The following is a 21,848-nucleotide window of genomic DNA, read 5'->3' on the forward strand; positions in this document are numbered from 1 at the left end:
GCCGACGGCACAGTTTGGGAAGGCCTTTGCCGGGGCCATGGCTGTCAGAGTTTGGCTGCAAAAGCGCGGTTGGCCAAGGCAAGTGACTGTTTCACCCAGCCGGTTTCAACCCTTCACGTCAAGATCGCGCCGCTTTTCCGTTGGCGGGTAATTCCAAAAATCGGGTCACGCCGATAGCGCTCAGGAAGGTGTGATCATGGCTGACGAGCAGGATGGCGCCATCCCAGGCGTTCAGGCCGGTCTCTAGCGCTTCGATGGCGCGCAGGTCCAGGTGGTTGGTGGGTTCGTCGAGGATCAGCAGATCCGGTGGGGTCTCGCGGGCAAAGACGCAGGCAAGGCCCGCGCGCAGTTTCTCCCCGCCACTCAACGTCCCGGCCACCTGCAGGGCATCGTCATTGCGGAAGCCGAACCGGGCGAGCGCGGCATGAGCGGCATTGGCGCTGAGACCAGGATTCAGCCGGTGCATGTTGTCGACGATCGTTTCACCCGGTGCCAGCAGGCTGACATGCTGGTCCAGCAGGGCGACATTTTCGGTCAGGCGGGAGGCTTTGCCAGTGGTGGGCTGAAGGTCTCCGGTGACGAGACGGAGCAGGGTGGATTTGCCAGACCCGTTCGGCCCGGCGATGGCGACCCGCTCCGGGCCAGTCAGCTGGAAGTCGAGCGGACCGAACAGGTGCCGGTTGCCGAACGCCATTTCGACGCCGCGAAAATCGATCAGGCGTCGGCCGGAAGGCAGGCCGCAGGGCGGCAGGTCCATCGTGATCGGCGCAAGGATTTCGATACGAGCGCGGGCGGCGGAGAGATCCTCTTCGCTCTCCGCCATCTGTCTGGCGGCGAGCGTGCTGCCTTTGCCGCGGGTGGCCTCAGCGCGCTCCTGTCGCTTGTCGAGCAGCATTTTGGGGGCATCTCCCTTTGCCCGCGCGGCGCGGCCGGCCTTGTCGCGCCTGTCCTGACGTTCCTTCGCTTGCTGAGCGCTCTTGCGTGTGCGTTTCAGCGCGTCGCTGGCGCGGGCGAGATCGGTTTCGGCTGCTTCGCGGGCGGCATTGCGGGCCTCGGCATATTCGCTCCATCCGCCGGAGAATATCGTGATGCCGACAGGGGAAAGGTCCACGATCCGGTCGACCTGTTCCAGAAGGTCCCGGTCGTGGCTGGCGATGAGCATCCCGCCCGGCCAGGTGCGCAGCAGGTTGGAAATCGCCTGACGGCCTTCCGTATCCAGATTGTTGGTCGGTTCGTCCAGCAGCAGCAGGTCTGGTGCTTCGAGGATCTGCCGGGCGAGGGTAACACGCATGCGCTCACCGCCGCTCAAGGTGGCGACAGGTGTTCCCAGTGGGATATCGCGCAAACCCGTATCTGCAAGCGCCTGTTCGACGCGCGATGGCAGCGTCCAGTCTGCCTCTGCAGCATCTTCCACACTGCCCTCACCGGCTTCCAGCCGGGCAAGGCAGGCGAGCGAGTCTGTGACGGCGAGCGCGCCGGCAAGGTCGAACGTTTCGTCCAGCGACTGCTGGAGCATGCCGACGGTCCCATTCAGGTGAATGCTGCCGCTCGCAGGCGGTACCTTGCCGATGATCGCGTGAAGCAGCGTGGACTTGCCGGACCCGTTGCGGCCGACAAGGCCGACACGTTCGCGGCCGAGTGAGAGTGTCAGGTCACGGAAAAGCGGCGTGCCGTCAGGCGTGGAAAGGGAGAGGGAGTCGAGCGTCAGAAAGCTGGTCATGGAAGGGCTGTGAAATGAAGTTGGAACGCAGGGCGAGGCGCTGTGCGTTTTTCATTTCGGGCATCCTTCAGTTTTCGGGCGGGGCTCGCCGAGCGGTCGACTTAGCGGACAGGCATCGCGATTTCAAGAGCGTGGGAATAATTTTCAGGCGGCGGCGCAGAGCCGGTTCGGTGCAAAGCTTTCATGCAGCGGGCTCAGCGGCTTGCAGAGCATGAGGTCGGCAATGATCCGTGCCGTGATCGGCGCAAGCAGGATACCGTTCCGGTAATGGCCCGCGGCCACAAACAGGCCGGGCGAGGCTGTCTGGCCGATCATCGGGGCGCGGTCCGGCGTACCGGGACGGATGCCGGCCCAGGTCTCGATGACGGGAAGGTCTTCAAGCACCGGGCAGAGGCGCGCGGCGCGGGCATGGAGGGCGGCAATGGCTTCCGGCTCGGGCGCTTCGGTGGCAACGCCTGGCTCCACCGTCGCGCCGATGATCACACGGTCTGCTTTGGGGGCGATATAGATCGCGCCGCAGCGCAGGGTCGTTTCGGGTGAGCCATAACCATGCGCGACCGACAGCATCTGGCCGCCATAGCAGTCGATCTGGTCGAGGGCTGGATCCCAGTTCACGAGGCTGAGCGGCTGGCCATTCTCTTCCACCTTGATGGCGGCGGTGTTCCAGCCGCCGGCGGCGAGGATCAGGTCATGTCCTTCCAGCGTCAGGCGTCCGCCTTCGCTGCGCAATGGCGCGGCCTCGCTGCGCAGCGTGGCGAGCGGGCTACGCTGCAGTGCCATGATCAGGGCACGGACGACAGCGCGATTGTCAACCTGGCCATCGGTCGGCATCTGCAGAGCGGCAATCAGGTCTTTCGCTATGGAAGGCTCCAGCAGGTGCGCTGTCGCAGGCGGGAGTTCCTCATGCGCAATGCCGCGCGCGTCGAGGGCGCGGGCGAGTTTGTGCATGGCGGCTGTCTCTGCCTTGTCGAAGGCGAGGGCGAGGGAGGGACGGCCACTATAACCGGAATCGGTGTCGGCCGCGTGGGCAAGATCGATGGAAAAATCCGGCCATAGCTCGGCGGCTTCCATGCAGAGATCGAACAGGTGCGGGTGCACGCCTTCTTCAGCGGCGGCCTCATAGGCTGGGGCCAGCATGCCGGCGGCGGCCCAACTGGCGCCGCGGCCCATCGGGGCGGGATCGTAAAGCGTCACCGGCACGCCGCGTTTGACAGCCAGTTCGAAAGCGGTCGCGAGGCCGATGATGCCAGCGCCAAGGATGGCGACCTTCGGTGTGAAACTCGAAATCGGCGGAGGCAGGGGCGGGCTCATGGGCCTTCATTTAGGCCCTTTGCGCGCGAAGGTGAACTATCCGCTTTGACGCGGCGACAGATGACCTGCGTTCAGGAGCTGATCAGGCGGCGTCGACCTGGTTTTTCTGGACTTCCCAGAAATTGACGAAGGCGTCTGCCCATTTGCGGTCCTGGAAGATGACGGCTTTGGAGACTTCGCCATCCGGCGTGAAAGCCGTGCGCACCATCATGTCAGGCGCATCGCTTCCGTAGCGGTTCCGTCCCAGGAACTGCTGCACGAATGCGTCCACGACAGTTGCCAGAAGGGCGACTTCTTCCGCCGACTTCAAGCCTAGATCCACCACAATGTCGGTCGTCATAACCACCAACCCCCATGTTCCCCGGGTTTCCATTTAGTTAATCGGAAACCATAGGAATTTTGAAGCATTTTCTCCCGGAGCGGGAGATTTCCTTACGCTTGTGCAAAAAACGGGCAAAAAGTCGCGACAAGGGTTTGTTGCGAATTATTCTCAACTATGTTTGATGGCCTTAAAAGCAGAAGACAGGCTCTGATATGACCGGAATTCGCCTATGGCTCACCGCCGCCACCGTGCTCCTCGCCTCATGCGGGAACCCGGGCGCGCCTGCCTCAGATGCAGGCAAACCTGTAGCTGAATCAGGGGACAAGCCCAAAAGCGCGGGTGTCCTCAATGTTTACTCGGCGCGGCACTATGATTCCGACAAGGCGATGTACAAGGCGTTCGAGACCGAGACCGGCATCAAGGTCCGCTTTCGCGAATCGGGCGCGCCGGAACTTCTGGAAACCATGAAGGCTGAAGGCGATGCGAGCCCGGCGGATGTCGTGATTTCGTCCGATGCTGGCACGCTGTACCGCTTTGAAGCAGCCGGTCTGCTGCAGCCTGTTGAGGATGTGACACTGGACGAAAAGATCCCGGCGCACTTCCGCCAGAAGGATGGTTACTGGTTCGGCCTCGCCCGCCGTGTGCGCGTGATCGCGTATGACCCGGAGCGTGTGACGCCCGATGAGGTTGCCCATTACAGCGACCTGGCCGACCCGCGCTTCAAGGGTGAAGTCTGTCAGCGCTCTTCGACCAATATCTACAATCTGTCACTGATGGGCGAGCTGATCGGCCGGATGGGCCATGACGCGGCCCAGGCCTGGGCCGATGGCGTGGTCGCCAATTTCGCCCGTCCGCCGCAGGGCGGGGACATCACGCAGATCGAATCGATCGCAGCAGGCGAATGCTCCGTCGCGCTGACCAATCACTATTATTATGTCCGCATGACCACCGGCGCGCCGAGCCAGCAGGCTGCCGCTGCCAAGGTGAAGCTCAGCTTCCCGGAACAGGACACGACCGGCACGCATGTGAACGTCACCGGCGCTGGTGTCGCGGCGAATGCCCCGCACCGCGACAACGCCATCAAATTCATTGAATGGCTTGCCAGCACCGATGGCCAAGTTTGGCTGACCGGCGAGACCAAGGAATACCCGATGATCGAAGGCACTCCTCTGCCGGAGGGTCTCGGTGCCTTGCCGGACTTCAAAAAGAGCGACTTCCCGCTGGACGAGCTGGGCACGCACCAGTCCGAAGCGCAGGAGATCTATGACACGGCCGGCTGGAACTGAGGCGGACGCGTTTGGCCGGTCTTCCCCTTCCTGCCCGGGTATTCATACCGAAGCGCCTGAACTTCCGTCCTGCTGATGTGCCGGCCGTGCTGGCGGGTGTCATCATCTCCGTGCCGGTCGTCTCCGTCCTGGTGGCGGCCCTGTTCATGGGCGGCGGGGAGGCGTGGCAGCATATTCGCGACACGCTGATGGTGTCCTATCTCGGTGGGACGCTGGGGACGTTGGCACTGGCGGCCTTCTTCATGCTGGTCTTCGCCGTGCCTGCGGCGTGGCTGGTGACGATGCATGATTTTCCGGGACGGCCTGTCTTCGAATGGCTGCTGATCCTGCCGCTGGCGGCGCCCGGCTATGTACTGGCCTATGCGTGGGGTGACCTGATGGGCGTTGGCGGCCCGCTTCAGTCAGTCTTGCGTGACCTGACCGGCTGGTCGGCGCGGGACTACTGGTTCCCGTCGATGCGATCGATGCCGGGCCTCGCCTTTGTTTTGGCGAGTGGCCTGTATCCTTATGTGTACCTGACCGCGCGGACGGCCTTTGTGTCCCAGTCCATTTGCGCGCTGGAAGCGGCCCGAAGCCTCGGCGCGTCTCCGCTGCGCAGTTTCTGGAGCGTCGTGTTGCCGGCGGCCCGCCCCGCGATTGCGGCAGGGCTCGCGCTGGCCCTGATGGAGACTGCCGCGGACTATGGCGCTGCGGAATATCTGGGTGTGCCAACGCTGACCTTTGGCATCGTGCGCGCCTGGAAGAGTTTCGGCGAACCGGCTGCGGCTGCGCGCCTCGCGGTTATTCTTCTGGTTCTGGTCGTCGGCCTGTTGCTGGCGGAGCGCTGGAGCCGGGGGCGGGCGGGCAGCCAGCAGAGCTCCACGCGCTGGCGCACCGTTTCCCGTACCAAGCTGGGTGGCCTGACGGGTCTGGGAGCGGCCATGTTCTGCCTGGTCGGATTTTCCATTGGCTTCCTCGTGCCTGTTTCGCGTCTCGTCTGGCGTGCGCTTGAGGCACGGGAATATGTCGCCCCGGTTGGGGAGGCCCTGAAGAACACGCTCATTCTGGCCGGGGCCGGCGCCGCATTCGGTTTCGTGCTGGCGCTCGTGATCGCATTGGCAGGGCGCGGGAAGGGGCCTGCCGCTGCCTTTGCGCGGCTGACGGCCTCGTCTGCCTATGCCATTCCGGGAGCTGTGCTGGCGCTGGGCGCGCTGGTCGTTCTGGGAGGGCTGGGTTTGACGCTGACAGGGATTGTGCCGGTGCTGGCCTTGGCATGGGTCTATGCCAGCCGGTTCACGACCACCGGCGCAGAACCCATGGTGGCGGCACTTGCCCGTGCGCCTGCCTCTCTTGGCCATGCGGCCGAAAGTCTTGGCGCGTCCCCGCTGCGCAGGGCGCGGGAGGTCGACCTGCCGATCGCGCTTTCCGGTGCAAGTGCCGGCGCGCTGATCCTGTTCGTCGAATGCCTGAAGGAATTACCGGCAACGCTGATGCTTCGCCCGTTCAGCTGGGACACGCTGGCTGTGCGTGCCAATGCCTACGCCTCGGATGAACGCCTTGCGGCGGCGGCCTTGCCGGCATTGCTCATCACGCTGGCGGGCCTGATTCCCGTGATCCTGCTCTCGTGGCGCCTATCCCATTCGCGGCCAGGTGAGCACACGCATGAGTGACAGCCTGTCCGCCATTGGAGTGAGCCGCGCCTATCATGGCGTGCGCGTGGTCGATGCGGTGTCGCTCGATCTGAAGCCCGGCATGGTCACTGCACTGCTGGGCGGATCTGGTGCTGGCAAGTCGACCCTTCTGCGTCTGTTCGCAGGATTGGAACCGGTGGACGAAGGCGAGATCCGGCTCGGCGACCGGGTGCTGTCTTCCACAAAGACAACACTGCCGCCGGACAAGCGGCGCATCGGATTGATCTTTCAGGACTTTGCGCTCTTTCCGCACCTGACGGCGTTGCAGAACGTTGCGTTCGGCCTGAAGCCGCTGGGCAAGGAGACCGCTAGGGCTGAAGCGCGGGGCTGGCTCGGCCGTCTTGGCCTGACCGAGCGGGCCGATGCCTATCCGCACGAATTGTCAGGTGGTGAGCAGCAGCGCGTGGCCATCGCCCGGGCGCTGGCTCCGAAACCTGCTGCGATCCTGATGGACGAACCGTTCTCTGGCCTCGATCCGGCGCTGAGGGCCAGCGTGCGCGATGAAGCGCTGGAAGCGGTCCGCGCCGCTGGCATTCCGGCGCTGCTGGTGACGCATGATCCGGTCGAAGCGCTGGAGGCGGCAGACCATGTCGCGGTCATGCGCGGAGGCAAGGTGCGCCAGGAAGGCCCGGCGGCCGACGTCTACATGAATCCAGTCAGCGCCGACGTGGCGGCTTCGCTCGGTCCGGTGAACCGGCTCGCCGCAGCGGATGTGCCCGCAGGGCTTGCAGATGTTGCGGATGGAACGGAACTGGTCGTACGCCCGGAAGGCATTTTCCTCGATTCCAGCTCGGGCGTGCGTGCGACCGTGCTGGCCAGCCAGGTGACCGGGGCGATGACTCGGCTGGTGCTGAATGCCGGCGGACAACGCCTTGTGGCGCTTGTCCCACGGGATCAGGCGCCAAAAGCGGGTGAAGACGTGGGAGTCCGGCTCGATCCGGCGCTTTCGTTCATCTTCCCCTCAGCTAAACCCTGACATTTCTGTTATTCTGTAGCTTCCCCCTCGCATTTGCTGGCTGAGACCCGTAGATTCAGGGGAATGGCGGAAAACGGAGACAGGACCCGCATGGCCCGTACTTTCCTGCGATATATCGCAATGGCAGCAGCTTCTTTGACCGTAGCTGTCTCGGCCTCAGCCCAGGGCCTGATCCGGGATGCCGAAATCGAAGAAACGCTGCGCGAGTGGACGGATCCGATCCTCGATGTTGCGGGACTCAATCCGAAAGACGTCGGCCTCTATGTAATCAACGATCCGTCGCTCAACGCGTTTGTGGCGAATGGTCAGAACATTCATATTCATACCGGCCTGATCATCGCGGCGGACACACCCGGACAGATCAAGGGCGTGCTGGCGCACGAGACCTGCCACATCGCTTGCGGTCACACGGTCTCGCGTAGCCGGGCAGCCGGTGTTGCCGCCCGTCCGGCGCTGATCTCGATCGGCCTTGGCATCCTGGCCATTGCAGCCGGGGAGGGCGGAGCCGGCGCAGCCCTGATTGGATCCTCGCAGCAATTCGCGGCGCTGAATTTCTTCGTCCACACACGCTCCGAAGAGTCGATGGCGGACACCGCGGCAGTGTCGTACCTCACAGAACTTGGCGAGTCGCCGGAAGGCATCGTGGAATTCTTCGAGAAATTCCGCGCGCAGGAAGTTATCTCGCAAGCCCGCCGCTATCCGTATTTCCGCTCCCACCCGTTGGCATCGGACCGGATCCGCAATGTGCGGATGCTGGCGGATGAGTCCCCTACGCGGGATGTTCCGCCTACGGACCGGGAGCAGTATCAATATGAGATGATGCGCGCCAAGCTGATCGGTTTCCTCGACACCCCTGGTAAAGTGCGCCGGGAGTATCCCGATGCCGACCAGAGCGAACCGGCACGCTATGCCCGGTCGATCGCTGCCATGCAGGCATCCGACATTCAGGTTGCGCTGGACGATATCAATTCTCTTCTGGTGGACGAGCCCGAGAACCCGTACTTCTGGGAATTGAAAGGCCAGATCCTGTTTGAGGGCGGTCGTGCCGCTGACTCGGTTGAGCCGCACCGCAAATCCCTTGAATTCAAACCTGGCCAGCCACTGCTCCTGATCAATTATGCACGGTCCCTGAATGCCCGTGCTGAACCAGGCGATGTGGAAGAGGCGGAGTCTGCCCTGCGGGATGCGCTGATCGCTGAACCGGACAATGCATTTGCCTGGCAACAACTGGCCATCACGTTGGAAAAGCAGGGGCGCCGCGCCGAAGCGCAGCTGGCCACTGCTGAGTCCGCCTATGCGGTCGGCGACCTGCAACGTGCGAACATTTTCGCGCATCGCGCCCGAGATCAGCTGGATCGCAACACGGTGAATTATCGCCGTGCCGACGACATTCTGCTGATCACGGACCCGAACAATCCCGACAATCGCGATTTTTATAATCGCGTTGCCCGGCGCGGGGTGAACCAGTTCTCAATTACAGTCGGTGAGCACTGAAACCGTTCAACTTTCTGTCAGGACTGATGGACGGGCGGGCCTTCGCCAGTATAGTCCCGCTGAATTGAAACAGCCCCTGACGGGCCTGGAAAGGTATTGATGATGATCCGCCCCCTGCTTGCGACCACCGCTGTCGCCATGGTCGCCATGACCCCAGCTTGCGCCGAAGGCAACAAGGCCCCGGTCACCATGGAGCGTGCCGAGCTTGAGACGATTATTCACGAGTATATCGTGACGCATCCCGAAGTGATCGAGGAAGCGATCATCGCCCTGAATGCCCGCGACCGGGCAGAGGCTGCCAAGGCGGCACAGGAGGCGATCAGCCAGAACAAGGACAAGCTGTACAGTCTGGATACGGACCACTTCATCGGTCCGGCGGATGCGCCGGTGACCGTCGTGGAGTTTTTCGATTACCGCTGTGGCTACTGCAAGCGCTCCCTGCCATTCGTTCAGGCATTGCCTGAAGAGTTCGACAACAAGGTGCGTGTTGTCTTCAAGGAATACCCGATCTTCGGCGGCATCAGCGAAACCGCAGCCCTGGCTGCGCTCGCGGCAGGCAAGCAGGACAAGTATTACGACATGCACGCAGCTCTGATGAACCTGAAGTCGAACGATCAGCTGACCGAAGCCAAGATCGACGAACTCGCCGAGGAGATCGGTGTGGACGTCCGCAAGATGCGGGCGGACATGCAATCGGTCGCGCTGAAGAAGCAGCTGGACGACATGCAGCGTCTCGGTCACGCGCTGAACCTGGATGGTACGCCGGGCTTCTACATCGGTGACACGGCCATCGGCGGCGCCGACGAGCAGGGCGTCAAGAATGCTATCAAGGAAGCCCTGAAAGGCTAGGCTGTCAGATCGGCCGCGACTGGTCGTATGGACTGTCGAGGGAGAAGGCGGGGATCCGGGCGACCAGTTCGCCGCCTTCCTCATCCACAAGGTCATAGGTGCCCCGCATCATGCCGGACGGGGCGGATAGCGGCGCGCCGGAGGTGTAGCTGAAGCGCTCACCCGGGCCGAGGGTTGGCGTCTGGCCGATGACGCCTTCGCCGTCGACTGCCTGCAGGCGGCCCATCGCATCGACAATTTCCCAGTGCCGCCGGATAATGGTCCAGGTGCGGTCGCTCTCGTTTTCCACATCGACTGTGTAGGACCACATGAAGCGGCCGGCTGCCGGTTCGGACTCGTCATACATGAATTTCGGGCGCACGCGGATGCGCACTCCGTCGGTGACGTGTTCGTACTGGGGTGGGGGCGACCTTCGAGCCATTCGGTGAAATTGCCCGCTGTTTGTTTACACCTTGTTAAGAGCCTGGATCAGGTCCGATTCAAGGTCATCGGCATCTTCCAGGCCCACTGAAAAGCGGATCCAGGAGCGGTCGAGCCCCATGGTTGCCTGTTCCTCGTCGCTGAGGGCGCGGTGCGTCGTGGTCGACGGGTGGCAGGCCAGGGATTTGGTGTCGCCAAGATTGTTGCAGATATCGACCAGCTCCAGCGCGTTGAGGAACCGGAAAGCCGCTTCCTGTCCTCCTTTTACCGACAGGGCCATCATCGTGCCGCCCATGCGCATCTGCTTTTTATGGACCTCGTAATGTGGGTGGTCCTTGCGATGCGGGTAGCGCACCGCGGCGATGGCCGGATGGTCTGCAATGGCGTCGGCAAGGCGCGCGGCGCTGCGGCTTTGCGCTTCGACGCGCAGCTGCAGGGTTTCAAGGCCTTTCAGCACGACCCAGGCGTTAAACGGCGAAGCGGCCGGGCCCATATGGCGCAGCCACGGATCGTAGATTTCGGTCATTCGCGGTTCGTCGCAGAGGATGGCGCCGGCCATGACACGGCCCTGGCCATCCATGTGCTTGGTGGCGGAATAGACGACCACATCGGCGCCAAGTTCCAGCGGCTTCTGCAGGATCGGTGTGGCGAAGACATTGTCCACCACCAGCAGGGCGCCGGCCTTGCGGCAGAGTTCCGAGACAGCAGCAATATCCACACCGTCCAGCAACGGGTTTGCCGGACTTTCAATCAGCACCAGCTGGCAGCCCTTGGCGATTTCTCGTTCCCAGGCGTCGAGGTCGGCGCCATCCACGAAAACGGTCTCGATCCCGTACTTCGGCATCTGGTTGGCGATAATCCAGCGGCAGGAGCCGAACAGGGCCTTCGCGGCTACGACGCGGTCACCCGTTTTCAGCGGGGCCATGATGGCCGAGGAGATGGCGCCCATGCCGGATCCGGTCACACGGCAGGTTTCCGCCCCCTCGATCAGGGCGAGGCGCTGTTGCAGCATCTCGCAGGTCGGGCTGCCATAGCGGGAATAGACGAAACCCGGCTCTTCACCCGCCATGCGGCGCATCGCCTGTTCGGCGCTGTCATAGGCATAACCGGAGGTGAGATAGAGCGCTTCGGCGATCTCCCCATGCTCGGAGCGCATGAGGCCGCCACGCACCGCCTTGGTGGCAGGTTTCCAGCCTTTTTTGGCGTCTCCGCCTGATGCGTCTGCCATGGCAGCTTATTCCTTGTGTTTCCGTGTTTCGCCCTTATGCCTGAGAGGGCGAGGGGTGCAAGAGATGCCACAGGATACAGGTGTTCTTCCCGACCGGGAAATCGAGGCGCTGGTAGCTTCCGGCGCCATCCGGACGGACACGCCGCTGGACGAAGGACAGGTCCAGCCGGCGAGCCTGGACCTGCGCCTGGCCGAGGATGCCTACCGTCTGCGGGCGAGCTTCCTGCCGGGCAAGGAGCGCACGGTCGCCGAGATGCTGCAGGAACCCGGCATTCACCTGCATCGGATCGACCTGACGCAGGAAGGCGCTGTATTGGAGACGGGCTGCGTCTATCTCGTGCCCCTTCAGGAGCATTTGCGCCTGCCAGCGGGCATTGCGGCGCGGGCGAACCCGAAAAGCTCAACTGGCCGGATCGATGTGTTCACCCGGCTGGTGACGAATCGGTCCCGCGCCTTTGACGAAGTGCCGACCGGCTATTCCGGTCCGCTCTATCTCGAAGTGTCCCCGCGGACGTTTCCAATCATGGTGCGGCCGGGCGACCGGCTGGCGCAGGTCCGGTTCAAGAAGAAAAAACCCGAGGCGCTGAAAGAGAAAGTTGTCTCCATCGATCTGGAGCCACCGGCAGGACAGCCAGCCGGATATCGAGCGAAACACCATTCTGGCGTGGTGGACCTGCGAGGCATCGGCGCGCATGACGCGGCCCAGTTCTGGGAACCGGTCTATCCGCGGGACGGGCGTATCGTGCTGAACCCTGAAGAATTCTACATCCTTGTGTCACGCGAGACGGTGAAGGTGGCGCCGAACGAGGCCGCGGAGATGGCGCCCATTGCGCCGGAGCTCGGCGAGTTCCGCGCGCATTATGCCGGTTTCTTCGATCCGGGTTTCGGCACCAATACGGGCGGCAGCCGGGCTGTGCTGGAAGTGCGCTCGCGTGATGTGCCCTTCATTCTTGAACACGGCCAGCCGGTGGCCAAACTGATCTACGAGCCGATGCTGGGTAAGCCTGGCGCGCTCTATGGCGGCAAGGGATCAAACTATCAGGGGCAGGGCCTGAAACTGTCGAAACACTTCCGGCTTTAAATGCTGTCGCGCGGTGTCGCCGTCAGTTCGCTGATGCGGGCGACGAGCGGATCGATTGCGGACTTGTCCATATAGTCGAACCCGTGGAGTTCGTCCTTCCGGCCTTCCGGATCCTTGTTCATCATGGCGCCGATCTTCAGCACTGTGCGGGTCCACCAGCCCAGGGAGTCCATGTCGAGCCGTCCCTGGAAGGCGAATGGTTCTGCATGGGAGACAAGGCTGGCAGGCAGGCTGTCATGCACCCAGCCGTCAAGTTTCGGACCGGGCGCGGCGCCGGACACCGTATACAAAAGCACCGGGCGGTTCAGGAGTGCAGGCAAGTGTTTGGCGACCCATTTCCGGATGGTCAGCTTGTAGATGATGACCGAGCTGCCCAGCACCAGGAAATCGAACTCCGACGGGGCGACGCTCGCATGTTTGATGTTGAACACCGGCAGGCCTGTCGCTTCGCTGATCCAGTCGGCATATTGCGCTGTGCTGCCATACTGGCCGGAATAAAATATCGCGCCTTTCATGCTGCCTCCGTTCCGGGACAAATGACAGGGATCGCCCGGCTTCTGGTGCGCAGCATACGTTATTCCCGGGGAATGCGAAACCACGCCCCGGGAAGTTCGTTTTACATTATCAGATTACGGCATATTTTTTTCGACTCGCCGGCGGTCAGGCTGGCTCCTGTTCCAGTGCCGGCCATCCAGGCCATGTAACGTGCGCGAAATATCGGGCTGTCATCCGGTCGAGATAGGCCACAAGATTGTCATGCTTGCGGACCAGGCCGTTCAGCGGCGTGTTGAAGAACTCCGTCGCACACGAGATCAGTACGGCGGCGACCGCGGCATCGGCACAGGTTGGCTGGTCACCCAGCAAATAATCCTGCTCGCCAAGCTGCATGGCGATGGCACCGATATCCCAGTCCGCGAGTTGCATGCGCTCGGCTTCCGTGAAGCGGCCAGTGCCTTCGCTCATATTGGTGGCGGCGACGCCGTCGCGGACTTCCTTCAGCACGGCCTGGCGGGCCGGGGCGGGGACATCAGCGAAGAACTGGGCCGGGCCTTTGTTGAAATTGTCCTCCTTCATCCAGCGCTCATAGGCCATGATCTTGTTCAGCTGGCCCTCGGCCATTCGCTCGAGTGCCCAGCTGAGCGCGATGTCCTTGCCGCTCATGCCGTCATAGAGGCCCTTGCCGAGCTTCGTTTCGTAATAATGGCGGATGAAATTGCTGTCTTCGATCAACTGGCCATCATCGATGACGTAAGGAGCCTTGTGCTTCGGCACGGCGTCGAGGTCTGCGATGGCGCGGGTGAAATCGACGCCCAGCATCTGAAGCTGGATATCGGCCTTCATGACATAGGGGCTGGGCGAGGGGCAGTCGAACATTGGCCCCCATCCGTAAAGCGTGATCATCGTCTTTCTCCTGGTTCGGGTTGCGATGAGGACTTGATACGGGAGGCCTGCTGACAGCATGGTGTCAGCAGCGTGGCAGTAGGGTCCTTTTCATGAGACGCACCGAGAGACTGTTCCAGATCATCCAGATCCTCCGCCGGAAGAACCGCCCCGTGACGGGACGGGAACTCGCGGAAGAGCTTGAAACCAGCCTGCGTACGCTCTACCGCGACATGGCAGAGCTGATCGCGCAGCGTGTGCCGATCCGCGGGGAGGCAGGCACGGGCTATGTGCTGGACTCCGGATATGACATGCCGCCGCTGATGCTGACGACGGACGAACTGGAGGCTGCCGTGCTGGGGGCGCGCTGGGTGGCAGCACGCGGGGATGCGCGGCTGGTTCGCGGGGCGGAAGACCTGATCGCAAAACTCTCGACCGCCGTGCCGCTGGACCTCCAGCCCGTCATCATGGATGCGGGGCTTGTGCCGGTCAGTTTCCGCAAGCGGCCTGAGGATTCCTTCGATGTGGCACTGGTCCGCGAAGCGATCCGGACACAGAAGAAGCTGGACCTCAGTTATTCCGATGAGGCTGGTAAAATAACCCGTCGCACGGTCTGGCCCTTCCTGATCGTCTATGCCGACGATATCCGCATGATGTGCGCCTGGTGCGAACTGCGGGAAGGCTTCCGCCATTTTCGCACCGACCGGGTGAAGCAGGTTGAAATGCTGGAAATACGTTTCCCGGAACGCGTCGCCCGCTTGCGCAAGCGGTGGGAAGCTGTGCGCGAAGAGGAACGAAAACGCGAGACTACTCGTCCAGATTCAGGCGCATCTCGGTAATGTAGGGCGCAAAGCCGGCCTTCTCATAAGCCCGGATCGCCGGTTCATTCGTGGAGTAGACCGTCAGCCGGATCTCGCTGAGGCCGTTTGCCTTGGCCCAGCCTGTGAGATGATCGATCAGGATCTTGTTCAGGCCGCGTCCGCGATATTCCGGGCGGACGAACATGAAGCCCAGGAAGGCATGGTATTCGTGCTGGATATAGTGTTTTGAACGCTGTTTGTGGGCATAGCCGGACGCAACGATCTCGCCATCCAGTTCGACCACGGCAACGTCTGCATCATCGGAATCGATCAGTTCTCCGATGTCGTAATAGCTGATCGGGTCCGGCTTCAGCGTGTGATCATACGGCCGCTCAGCCGTGATGATGCCCTGTTCGAATTCTTTCAGGAGCGGCAGGTCTTCGCTTGTGGCGGACCGGACAGCAGGTTTCTCCGGCATCAATGTGCGGCGGCCACTTCGCGATAGTTGACCAGCTGGCCCGTACGGGTCTCGTCCTTGCTGACGAGCTTCACCAGTTCAGCGGACACATCGTCCGCTGACGGAATGCTCATCGGGTCTTCGCCCGGCATGGCTTCGGCGCGCATGCCGGTGCGGGTGCCACCTGGATTGAACAGGTTCGCGCGCAAAGGCAGGTTTTCCTGCTCGTCGGCCCAGCCAAGCACCATGGCCTCAAGACCCGCCTTCGCGGCCTGGTAAGGTCCCCAGAAAGCGCGGGGGTGACGGGCAACGCCAGAGGTGACGAAAACGGTGCGCGGGGCTTCCGACTTGTGCAGCCATGGGCCGAGCACCCGGATCAGGTGGAAATTGGCGGTCAGGTTCACCGCGATTGTTTCCTCGAAGCTGCGCGGGCCGCAGGTCTCCAGCGGTCCCAGTGTGCCAAGGATGCCAGCATTCGCCACCAGGCCGTCGAGGCGTCCGAACTGTTCGCCGATCACTTTGCCAAGCGTCTCGATCCCCTTGGTGTCTTTCAGGTCCATCGGCACCAGAACGGCTTCGCTGCCAAGTGCGCGGATCTCGTCGTCCAGCTTTTCGAGGGCCAGTTTCGAGCGGGCAATGGCAATGACGATGTCACCCTGTTTCGCGAGATGCAGGGCGGCGGACCGGCCGATGCCGCGGGAGGCGCCGGTAACGAGGATGAGACGGGGTTGGGTCATGCCGCGCGTCTAGCGCAGGCCTTACGCGTCGTCCAGCAGGGAGAGCTGACGCTCCTTGTCGCTCTCGTCATGTTCGTAATCGACCAGCGGGGTGGGGTATTCGCCGGTGAAGCAATGGTCGGCGAACTGCGGCATCATATTGTTGCGCACCGGCTCGCCGATGGCGTGGTAGAGACCCGGAACCGACAGGAAGCCGAGGGAGTCCACCTTCAGCTCACGCACCATTTCCTCATGGGTGTGGATCGCGGCGAACAGTTCGGACTTCGCGGCCATGTCGATACCGTAGAAATCCGGGTTCACGATCGGCGGGCTGGCGGAACGGAAGTGGATCTCCTTGGCGCCTGCTTCTTTCACCATCTGCACGATCTTCTTCGACGTGTTGCCACGGACGATGGAGTCGTCGACCAGCACAACGCGCTTGCCTTCCAGCACAGCCTTGTTCGGGCTGTGCTTCTTGGAGATCGCGCTCTGGCGGCCAGTCTGGGTCGGCTGGATGAAGGTCCGGCCCACATAGTGGTTCCGGATGATGCCCATCTGGAAGGGGATGCCGGAGGCTTCTGAGAAGCCGAGCGCGGCAGGTACGCCGGAATCCGGCACCGGCACGACCACATCGGCTTCGCACGGCGTTTCCGCGGCCAGCTGGTGGCCCATGCGGCGGCGCACTTCATAAACAGAGCGGCCCTGAACGATACTGTCAGGGCGCGCAAAGTAGACATATTCGAAGATGCAGGGGCTGGCAGGGCGGGCCTGGGCGAAGCGATGGGATTCAATCCCCTTGTCGGAAATGACAACAACTTCGCCATTCTCAACTTCGCGCACGAATTCGGCACCGATGATGTCGAGCGCGCAGGTTTCAGAAGCCAGCACATACGCATCGCCAAGGCGGCCGAGCACCAGCGGGCGCAGGCCCACCGGATCGCGTGCGCCGATCAGCTTCTTGCCGGTCAGGCCGACCAGGGCATAGCCGCCCTCAATCTTCTGCAGGGCGTCGATCAGGCGGTCGAGGAAACGCGGACGGCTGGAGCGGGCAACGAGGTGCAGGATCACCTCGGTGTCCATGGTGGACTGGAAGATCGCCCCATCCTGGACCAGCTGGTAGCGCAGCTCGCGGGAATTCGTCAGGTTGCCGTTATGGGCAACGGCAAAGCCGCCGCCGGCAAGATCCGCGAAGATCGGCTGGATGTTGCGAAGCATCGGCCGGCCTTGCGTGGAATAACGGTTGTGGCCGATTGCGGCATGGCCCGGCAGGCGCGCCCGCAGGTCTCCGCCAAAATGCTCACCCACCATGCCCATATGGCGCTCGGAGGGGAAACGCTTGCCGTCGAAAGAGGTGATGCCGCAGGCTTCCTGTCCGCGGTGCTGCAGCGCGTGCAGGCCAAGCGCAGTCAGAAGACTCGCTTCGTGATTTCCGAAAATACCGAAGACGCCACACTCTTCGCGGGGCTTGTCGTCATCGTGATCAAAGTGGACCATACGACATGCGCTCCTGGATGACAGACTTGCGACAGGGGCCTATTGCCCGTTTTCCTCCTCAGAGGAAAGGGGGACTTGCACTTCTTTTCCCACCTTGGCTGCTTCAACATTCACGAAATCGGCCAGATTCCGCAGCGGCGGATAGGTAATTCCGTTCTGGATGAAGCTTGGAATCCGGCTCTGTTCGAGCACGAGTCCCAGAAGGACTACAAAGAAAACAAGGGCTACGAAGCCTCGCAGCACGCCGAACACGGCGCCGGCCACATGGTCGAACATGCCAATGCCTTCTGCACCGTGGATATTTTTGGAAAGTCGCTGCCCGAGCCAGGCAATCAGCACATAAACGATGATGAAGGCGACGATCAGCAGAATCACGTCCGCCGTCCAGGGCGCCAGATTCGGCGGCAGCAGGGCGGAAAGATCGTCGTGGAAGAAGACGCGGGCGTAATAGGCGGCGGCCAGCGCGCCGATAAATGCGCCGAGCGTAGCCAATTCCCTTAGAAATCCACGGGCAAACCCCATGATCCCTGAGATCACGACAACCGCCAGCGCGATTCCGTCGAAAGCTGTAATGGACTCAAGCATTCAGTGCGTCCGGGGCAAGCAACTCCACAAGGTCGATAAGCCGTTTAATCGGCGTCACGGTCAAGCCATCCACTGCGGTCGGCGCACCTTCCGGCACGAATGCGCGCTCGAAACCGAGCCGCTCGGCTTCTTTGAGGCGCTGTTCCATGCGGGCAACCGGGCGGACGGCGCCGGACAGGGCGACTTCGCCGAAGAAAACGCTGCGTTCCGGCGCCGGGTTGGCAGACAGGGAAGTAAGCAGGGCCGCGGCGGCGGAGAGGTCGCCGGCGGGTTCCATAATCTTGTAACCTCCGGCCACGGAGAGATAGACGTCCATGCCCGCCATCGTGATTCCGCAGCGCGCTTCCAGCACGGCCAGCAACATGGCGAGGCGTCCGGAATCCCACCCGACCACGCTGCGCCGCGGTGTGCCATAGGCACTTTTGGCGACAAGGGCCTGCACTTCTGCCAGTACGGGTCGCGAGCCCTCCATGGCTGCGAATACTGCTGCGCCGCCTTCGCTCTCGCCATCCGCGCTGAGGAACAGGGCCGAGGGTTCCTTGGCGGGGGCGAGCCCATATTGGTGCATCTCGAAGATGCCGATCTCGTCGGTCGGACCGAACCGGTTCTTCACAGCGCGCAGGATGCGGAACTGGTGGCCGCGTTCACCCTCGAAATAGAAGACGGCGTCCACCATGTGTTCCACAACGCGCGGGCCCGCGATGGTGCCTTCCTTGGTGACATGGCCGACGAGGACAAGCGCCGCGCCGGACTTCTTCGCCCAACGGGTCAGCTCCTGCGCGCAGGCCCGTACCTGGGCGACCGAGCCGGGAGCCGCTTCCAGACTGTCGGACCAGAGTGTCTGGATCGAGTCGATCACGACAAAGTCCGGCTCGGCAGCCTTCAGGGCGCTTATGATCTTGCGTAAGTCCGTTTCCGTCGCGAGCTGGACAGGGCTTTCGGCCACTTTGAGGCGCTTTGCGCGGTCCTGAATCTGGGGCGCGGCTTCCTCGCCAGAGACATAGACTGTCTTCAGCCCGTTGCGGGCGAGGCGCGCGGCAACCTGCAGCAACAGGGTCGATTTGCCGATACCGGGATCACCGCCGATCAGCGTCGCAGACGAGGGGACAATGCCGCCGCCGAACACGCGGTCCAGCTCGTCGACGCCCATGACAATGCGGGCGGGCGCCTCAGCCGTGTCGTTCAGCGCAACGAATTCGACCTTGCCGGAGCGTTTGGAGCCTGTCTTCGGCGCTGCGAGGCCGCCAGGTACTCCGCCGGTGACTTCTTCCACCAGCGTGTTCCACTCCCCGCAACCATTACACTTGCCGCTCCATTTGGAGTGAACCTCCCCACAGGACTGGCAAACAAAGGCGGTGGTAGCGGTTTTGGCCATGATGTCGGGATAGGCGGGTTCGCGGGCTGAAGAAAGACCTTAAAGCGCGGGCTGGATGGGGCCTTCGGCGCGTCCGTGTACGAACTGGTCGACATACGGGTTGCCGCTATTGTCGACGTCTGACGCCTTGCCGCGCCAGATGATCTCACCCTCGAACAGCATGGCCACTTCATCAGCGATCTTTCGAGCCGACGCCATGTCGTGGGTGATGGTCACTGTCGCCGCGCCGAGGCCGCGCACCTGCTCGATGATGAGGTCATTGATCGCGTCTGCCGTGATCGGGTCGAGACCTGTTGTTGGCTCGTCGAAGAAGATCAGGTCCGGCTTGGAAATGATGGAGCGGGCGAGTGAGACGCGTTTCTGCATGCCGCCGGAAATCTCTGCCGGGTAAAGGTCGGCCACATCTGACCCGAGGCGCACCTTGCTGAGAGTCTCGATGGCGCGGTCTTTCGCCTTGGCGCGGCTGACCACGCCGGAATTCACGAGGCGGAAGGCGACATTCTCCCAGACTGTGAGCGAGTCGAACAGCGCGCCGGACTGGAACAGCATGCCGACCCGCTCGCGCATGCGGGCACGGGTCTTGCCCTTAGCCTGGGTCACGTCTTCGCCGTTGAAGAGGATCTTGCCGGAGTCCGGTGTCATCAGGCCGAGCGCATTCTTCAGCATGACGGATTTGCCCGAGCCGGAGCCGCCGATCACGACAAGGCTCTCACCGGGGGCGACATCCAGCGTCACGCCGCGCAGGACGTGGTTCTTGCCGAACCGCTTCTCGACATTCTGCAGGCTGAGAATGGGTGTCGTCACAGGCCGACCTCCACGAAGATGGTCGACATGATGTAGTTTGAGGCAAGCACCAGGACGGCGGCGCCGACCATGGAGAGGGTCGCTGCGCGGCCCACACCCGTCGCGCCCGCCTTGGACCTGTCGCCCTGATAACACCCCATCAGCGCGATCACGGCGCCGAACACCACCGCCTTGATCAGGCCGGTCAGGATGTCGTTACGGGTGACGAAGTCGAGCGTGTTGCGAAGGTAGACCGTGGAGTCGAAGCCGAGGCCAAAGACAGACACAGCCCAGCCGCCCATGACGCCGATAATGTCAGCGACCAGCACAAGCAGTGGCAAGGCGATCAGCGCGGCAAGGAAGCGAGGGGCATAGAGGTAGCGGTACGGCGATGCGGACAGGGATTCCAGCGCATCAATCTGCTCGGTCACGCGCATGGCACCGATCTCTGCGGAGATACCGGCAGAGACCCTTCCTGCGAGCATCAGTGCAGTGATCGTCGCGCCAAGTTCGCGCGTAATGCCGAGCACCACGATGTTCGGAACGAACTGTTCTGCGCCGAAGCGGCCACTTCCCTGATAGATGTTCAGGGCGAGCGCGGCGCCAATAAAGATGGCGGACATGCCCACGACCGGCAGGGAGAAAAAGCCAATCTGGACGATCTGCTTCCAGATCTGGCCAATATACCAGCGCGGCGAGAAGGCCGCAGCCTTTACCCGGGCGGAGAATACAGCCAGTCGGCCGATCTCCCCGAAGAGGCCGAGTGCTGCTGCGCCGATCCAGGCCAGCGGATTGGGTATCCCGCGATTACGGGTAGAGGCGTTCGACACGTGTCCCGAGTCCTGTGAGTAGCTCATAGCCGAGCGTGTTGGCCCGTGCGGCCTGGTCTTCGAGTTTGGCATGCGAGCCAAGGAATTCAACGCGGCGGCCTGCTTTTGCCGCCTGCTGTGCTTTGGATACATCAATTGTGATGAGGTCCATCGACACCCGGCCGGTGACGGGGCAAGGCTGATCATCCAGCCAGCCGATGAAACAGTTGGAGGCAGACCTCAGAACGCCGTCGGCATAACCGAGGCCGGCAGTGGCGAGCATCATATCCTGCGGCGCCTTGAATGTCGCGCCATATCCTACGGTTTCACCTGCCTTGACGGAGAACACGCTGAGGATCTCTGCCTCCAGCGTAACGGCGTGCTGCAGCTGCACGCGGGCTGGGGGGGTCGTGCCGCCGTAAAGGGCAAGGCCGGGTCGTGTGAGCTGAAAGCCGTAATCGCGGCCAAGATAACAGCCGGCCGAATTGGCGAGGCTTGCCGGAACGCCGGGGAAGGCGGCTGCGATATCGCTGAAGGCGACGAGCTGGGCGGCGTTCATTTCATGGTCCGGCTCATCGGCGCAGGCGAGGTGACTCATTACCAGGACCGGCTGCAGGGCGCGCAGCGCGTCCCCATTGGATTCCAGCACACTCACCGGCAGGCCCAGCCGGTTCATGCCGGTGTCGAAGTGAAGCGCGCAGGGCAGGCCCGCCATATCGGCCCAGAGACTGACTTGCGCTTCGCTGTTCAGGACTGCGGTGAGAGCGTGTGCATGGAACAGGTGCATCGTGGCGGGAGCAGGCCCGCTCAGAATGAATATGGCAGGGGCTGGCCCGACGGTCTTCCGAACGGCCGCGCCTTCTTCCGGATAGGCGACAAAGAAGGTGTTGCACCCGGCGGCTGCCAGTGCGCGGGCCACAGGTTCCGCGCCAAGGCCGTAGGCATTGGCCTTAACGACTGCGGCGGTTGTCGACTTCGGCTGCAGGCCTGCCATCGTGCGCCAATTGGCGACGATATGGTCCAGGTGGATGGTGGCGCGTGGCAGGGACGACATGTCTGCACGGGTTAATTGGCTTCTGGCCAATTGTCAGC

At 62.6% G+C, this 21,848-nt stretch carries 22 protein-coding genes; 7 read left to right on the top strand and 15 right to left on the bottom strand.

The genetic code is table 11. The features are described 5' to 3' along the window. Positions 1-118 precede the first annotated feature (118 nt). The 3 genes from HY26_RS15770 to HY26_RS15780 all read right to left on the bottom strand — a co-directional run bounded on the left by HY26_RS15770 (position 119) and on the right by HY26_RS15780 (position 3,371). Positions 119-1,720 (bottom strand): ABC-F family ATP-binding cassette domain-containing protein, encoded by a 1,602-nt coding sequence (locus tag HY26_RS15770; protein ID WP_112074077.1) that lies wholly within the window; start codon positions 1,718-1,720, stop codon positions 119-121. 144 nt (positions 1,721-1,864) lie between these two features. Then, positions 1,865-3,031 (bottom strand): FAD-binding oxidoreductase, encoded by a 1,167-nt coding sequence (locus tag HY26_RS15775; protein WP_112074078.1) that lies wholly within the window; start codon positions 3,029-3,031, stop codon positions 1,865-1,867. Between the two features lie 82 nt (positions 3,032-3,113). Next, entirely contained in the window at positions 3,114-3,371 is a 258-nt protein-coding gene (locus HY26_RS15780) for a hypothetical protein (RefSeq protein ID WP_034764327.1), read from the bottom strand. Positions 3,372-3,565: 194 nt separating this feature from the next. On the opposite strand from HY26_RS15780, the gene HY26_RS15785 reads away from it, so the two are divergent. The 5 genes from HY26_RS15785 to HY26_RS15805 all read left to right on the top strand — a co-directional run bounded on the left by HY26_RS15785 (position 3,566) and on the right by HY26_RS15805 (position 9,628). After that, the gene (locus HY26_RS15785) at positions 3,566-4,639 is read left to right on the top strand and encodes an extracellular solute-binding protein (RefSeq protein WP_034764325.1); all 1,074 of its coding nucleotides are present in this window, start codon (positions 3,566-3,568) and stop codon (positions 4,637-4,639) included. 11 nt (positions 4,640-4,650) lie between these two features. Continuing rightward, positions 4,651-6,288: an iron ABC transporter permease gene (locus tag HY26_RS15790; protein WP_233351661.1), complete on the top strand. Its 1,638-nt coding sequence runs from the start codon at positions 4,651-4,653 to the stop codon at positions 6,286-6,288. Continuing rightward, positions 6,281-7,285 (top strand): ABC transporter ATP-binding protein, encoded by a 1,005-nt coding sequence (locus HY26_RS15795; protein ID WP_112074079.1) that lies wholly within the window; start codon positions 6,281-6,283, stop codon positions 7,283-7,285. Before HY26_RS15790 ends, HY26_RS15795 begins: the two co-directional genes overlap by 8 nt. 90 nt (positions 7,286-7,375) lie before the next feature. Further along, positions 7,376-8,779 carry a M48 family metalloprotease gene (locus HY26_RS15800; RefSeq protein ID WP_051599754.1) on the top strand — a complete coding sequence of 468 codons (1,404 nt, stop codon included), beginning with the start codon at positions 7,376-7,378 and terminating at the stop codon, positions 8,777-8,779. 99 nt (positions 8,780-8,878) lie between these two features. Continuing rightward, positions 8,879-9,628, top strand: coding sequence for a DsbA family protein (locus HY26_RS15805; protein ID WP_034764317.1), 750 nt, complete (start codon positions 8,879-8,881; stop codon positions 9,626-9,628). Between the two features lie 4 nt (positions 9,629-9,632). Here the strand turns inward: HY26_RS15805 and apaG are convergent, their stop codons facing one another. Beyond that, complete coding sequence (gene apaG, locus HY26_RS15810; RefSeq protein ID WP_034764314.1) at positions 9,633-10,049, bottom strand: Co2+/Mg2+ efflux protein ApaG; 417 nt, start codon at positions 10,047-10,049, stop codon at positions 9,633-9,635. A 24-nt stretch (positions 10,050-10,073) separates the two neighbouring features. Then, a complete protein-coding gene (gene metZ / locus HY26_RS15815) occupies positions 10,074-11,276 on the bottom strand; it encodes an O-succinylhomoserine sulfhydrylase (protein ID WP_112074080.1) in 1,203 nt (400 codons plus the stop codon). A gap of 64 nt (positions 11,277-11,340) precedes the next feature. On the opposite strand from metZ, the gene HY26_RS15820 reads away from it, so the two are divergent. After that, the gene (locus HY26_RS15820; protein ID WP_112074081.1) at positions 11,341-12,357 is read left to right on the top strand and encodes a 2'-deoxycytidine 5'-triphosphate deaminase; all 1,017 of its coding nucleotides are present in this window, start codon (positions 11,341-11,343) and stop codon (positions 12,355-12,357) included. On the opposite strand, the gene HY26_RS15825 is transcribed toward HY26_RS15820, so the two are convergent. Together HY26_RS15825 and HY26_RS15830 are read right to left on the bottom strand one after the other, a co-directional pair. Beyond that, a complete protein-coding gene (locus tag HY26_RS15825) occupies positions 12,354-12,872 on the bottom strand; it encodes a flavodoxin domain-containing protein (protein ID WP_034764305.1) in 519 nt (172 codons plus the stop codon). The two genes, HY26_RS15820 and HY26_RS15825, sit on opposite strands and share 4 nt — an antisense overlap. A gap of 145 nt (positions 12,873-13,017) precedes the next feature. Continuing rightward, positions 13,018-13,758 (bottom strand): glutathione S-transferase family protein, encoded by a 741-nt coding sequence (locus HY26_RS15830; RefSeq protein WP_065382750.1) that lies wholly within the window; start codon positions 13,756-13,758, stop codon positions 13,018-13,020. Positions 13,759-13,850: 92 nt separating this feature from the next. Here HY26_RS15830 and HY26_RS15835 point away from each other — a divergent pair, with 92 nt between their 5' ends. After that, a complete protein-coding gene (locus HY26_RS15835) occupies positions 13,851-14,576 on the top strand; it encodes a YafY family protein (protein ID WP_034764301.1) in 726 nt (241 codons plus the stop codon). Here the strand turns inward: HY26_RS15835 and HY26_RS15840 are convergent. The 8 genes from HY26_RS15840 to alr are packed head-to-tail and all read right to left on the bottom strand — an operon-like array spanning position 14,545 to position 21,810. Further along, complete coding sequence (locus HY26_RS15840; RefSeq protein WP_034764297.1) at positions 14,545-15,015, bottom strand: GNAT family N-acetyltransferase; 471 nt, start codon at positions 15,013-15,015, stop codon at positions 14,545-14,547. The two genes, HY26_RS15835 and HY26_RS15840, sit on opposite strands and share 32 nt — an antisense overlap. Beyond that, a complete protein-coding gene (locus tag HY26_RS15845; RefSeq protein ID WP_034764294.1) occupies positions 15,015-15,731 on the bottom strand; it encodes an SDR family NAD(P)-dependent oxidoreductase in 717 nt (238 codons plus the stop codon). Before HY26_RS15845 ends, HY26_RS15840 begins: the two co-directional genes overlap by 1 nt. 21 nt (positions 15,732-15,752) lie before the next feature. Continuing rightward, the gene (gene purF, locus HY26_RS15850) at positions 15,753-17,204 is read right to left on the bottom strand and encodes an amidophosphoribosyltransferase (RefSeq protein WP_034764289.1); all 1,452 of its coding nucleotides are present in this window, start codon (positions 17,202-17,204) and stop codon (positions 15,753-15,755) included. A gap of 39 nt (positions 17,205-17,243) precedes the next feature. Further along, on the bottom strand, positions 17,244-17,789 hold the full coding sequence (locus HY26_RS15855) for a CvpA family protein (RefSeq protein WP_051599752.1): 546 nt from the start codon (positions 17,787-17,789) through the stop codon (positions 17,244-17,246). Next, a complete protein-coding gene (gene radA, locus HY26_RS15860) occupies positions 17,782-19,164 on the bottom strand; it encodes a DNA repair protein RadA (RefSeq protein ID WP_112074082.1) in 1,383 nt (460 codons plus the stop codon). Before radA ends, HY26_RS15855 begins: the two co-directional genes overlap by 8 nt. A gap of 39 nt (positions 19,165-19,203) precedes the next feature. Continuing rightward, positions 19,204-19,968 carry an ABC transporter ATP-binding protein gene (locus HY26_RS15865; RefSeq protein WP_034764279.1) on the bottom strand — a complete coding sequence of 255 codons (765 nt, stop codon included), beginning with the start codon at positions 19,966-19,968 and terminating at the stop codon, positions 19,204-19,206. Then, positions 19,965-20,777, bottom strand: a complete 813-nt coding sequence (locus HY26_RS15870; protein WP_051599751.1) for an ABC transporter permease — start codon at positions 20,775-20,777, stop codon at positions 19,965-19,967. The genes HY26_RS15865 and HY26_RS15870 overlap by 4 nt, the downstream gene beginning before the upstream one ends. After that, positions 20,755-21,810, bottom strand: a complete 1,056-nt coding sequence (alr, locus tag HY26_RS15875; RefSeq protein WP_112074083.1) for an alanine racemase — start codon at positions 21,808-21,810, stop codon at positions 20,755-20,757. Before alr ends, HY26_RS15870 begins: the two co-directional genes overlap by 23 nt. Between the last annotated feature and the right edge of the window lie 38 nt (positions 21,811-21,848).

It is taken from the genome of Hyphomonas sp. GM-8P (assembly GCF_003263315.1).
In the GTDB taxonomy this organism is placed as follows: Bacteria; Pseudomonadota; Alphaproteobacteria; order Caulobacterales; family Hyphomonadaceae; genus Hyphomonas.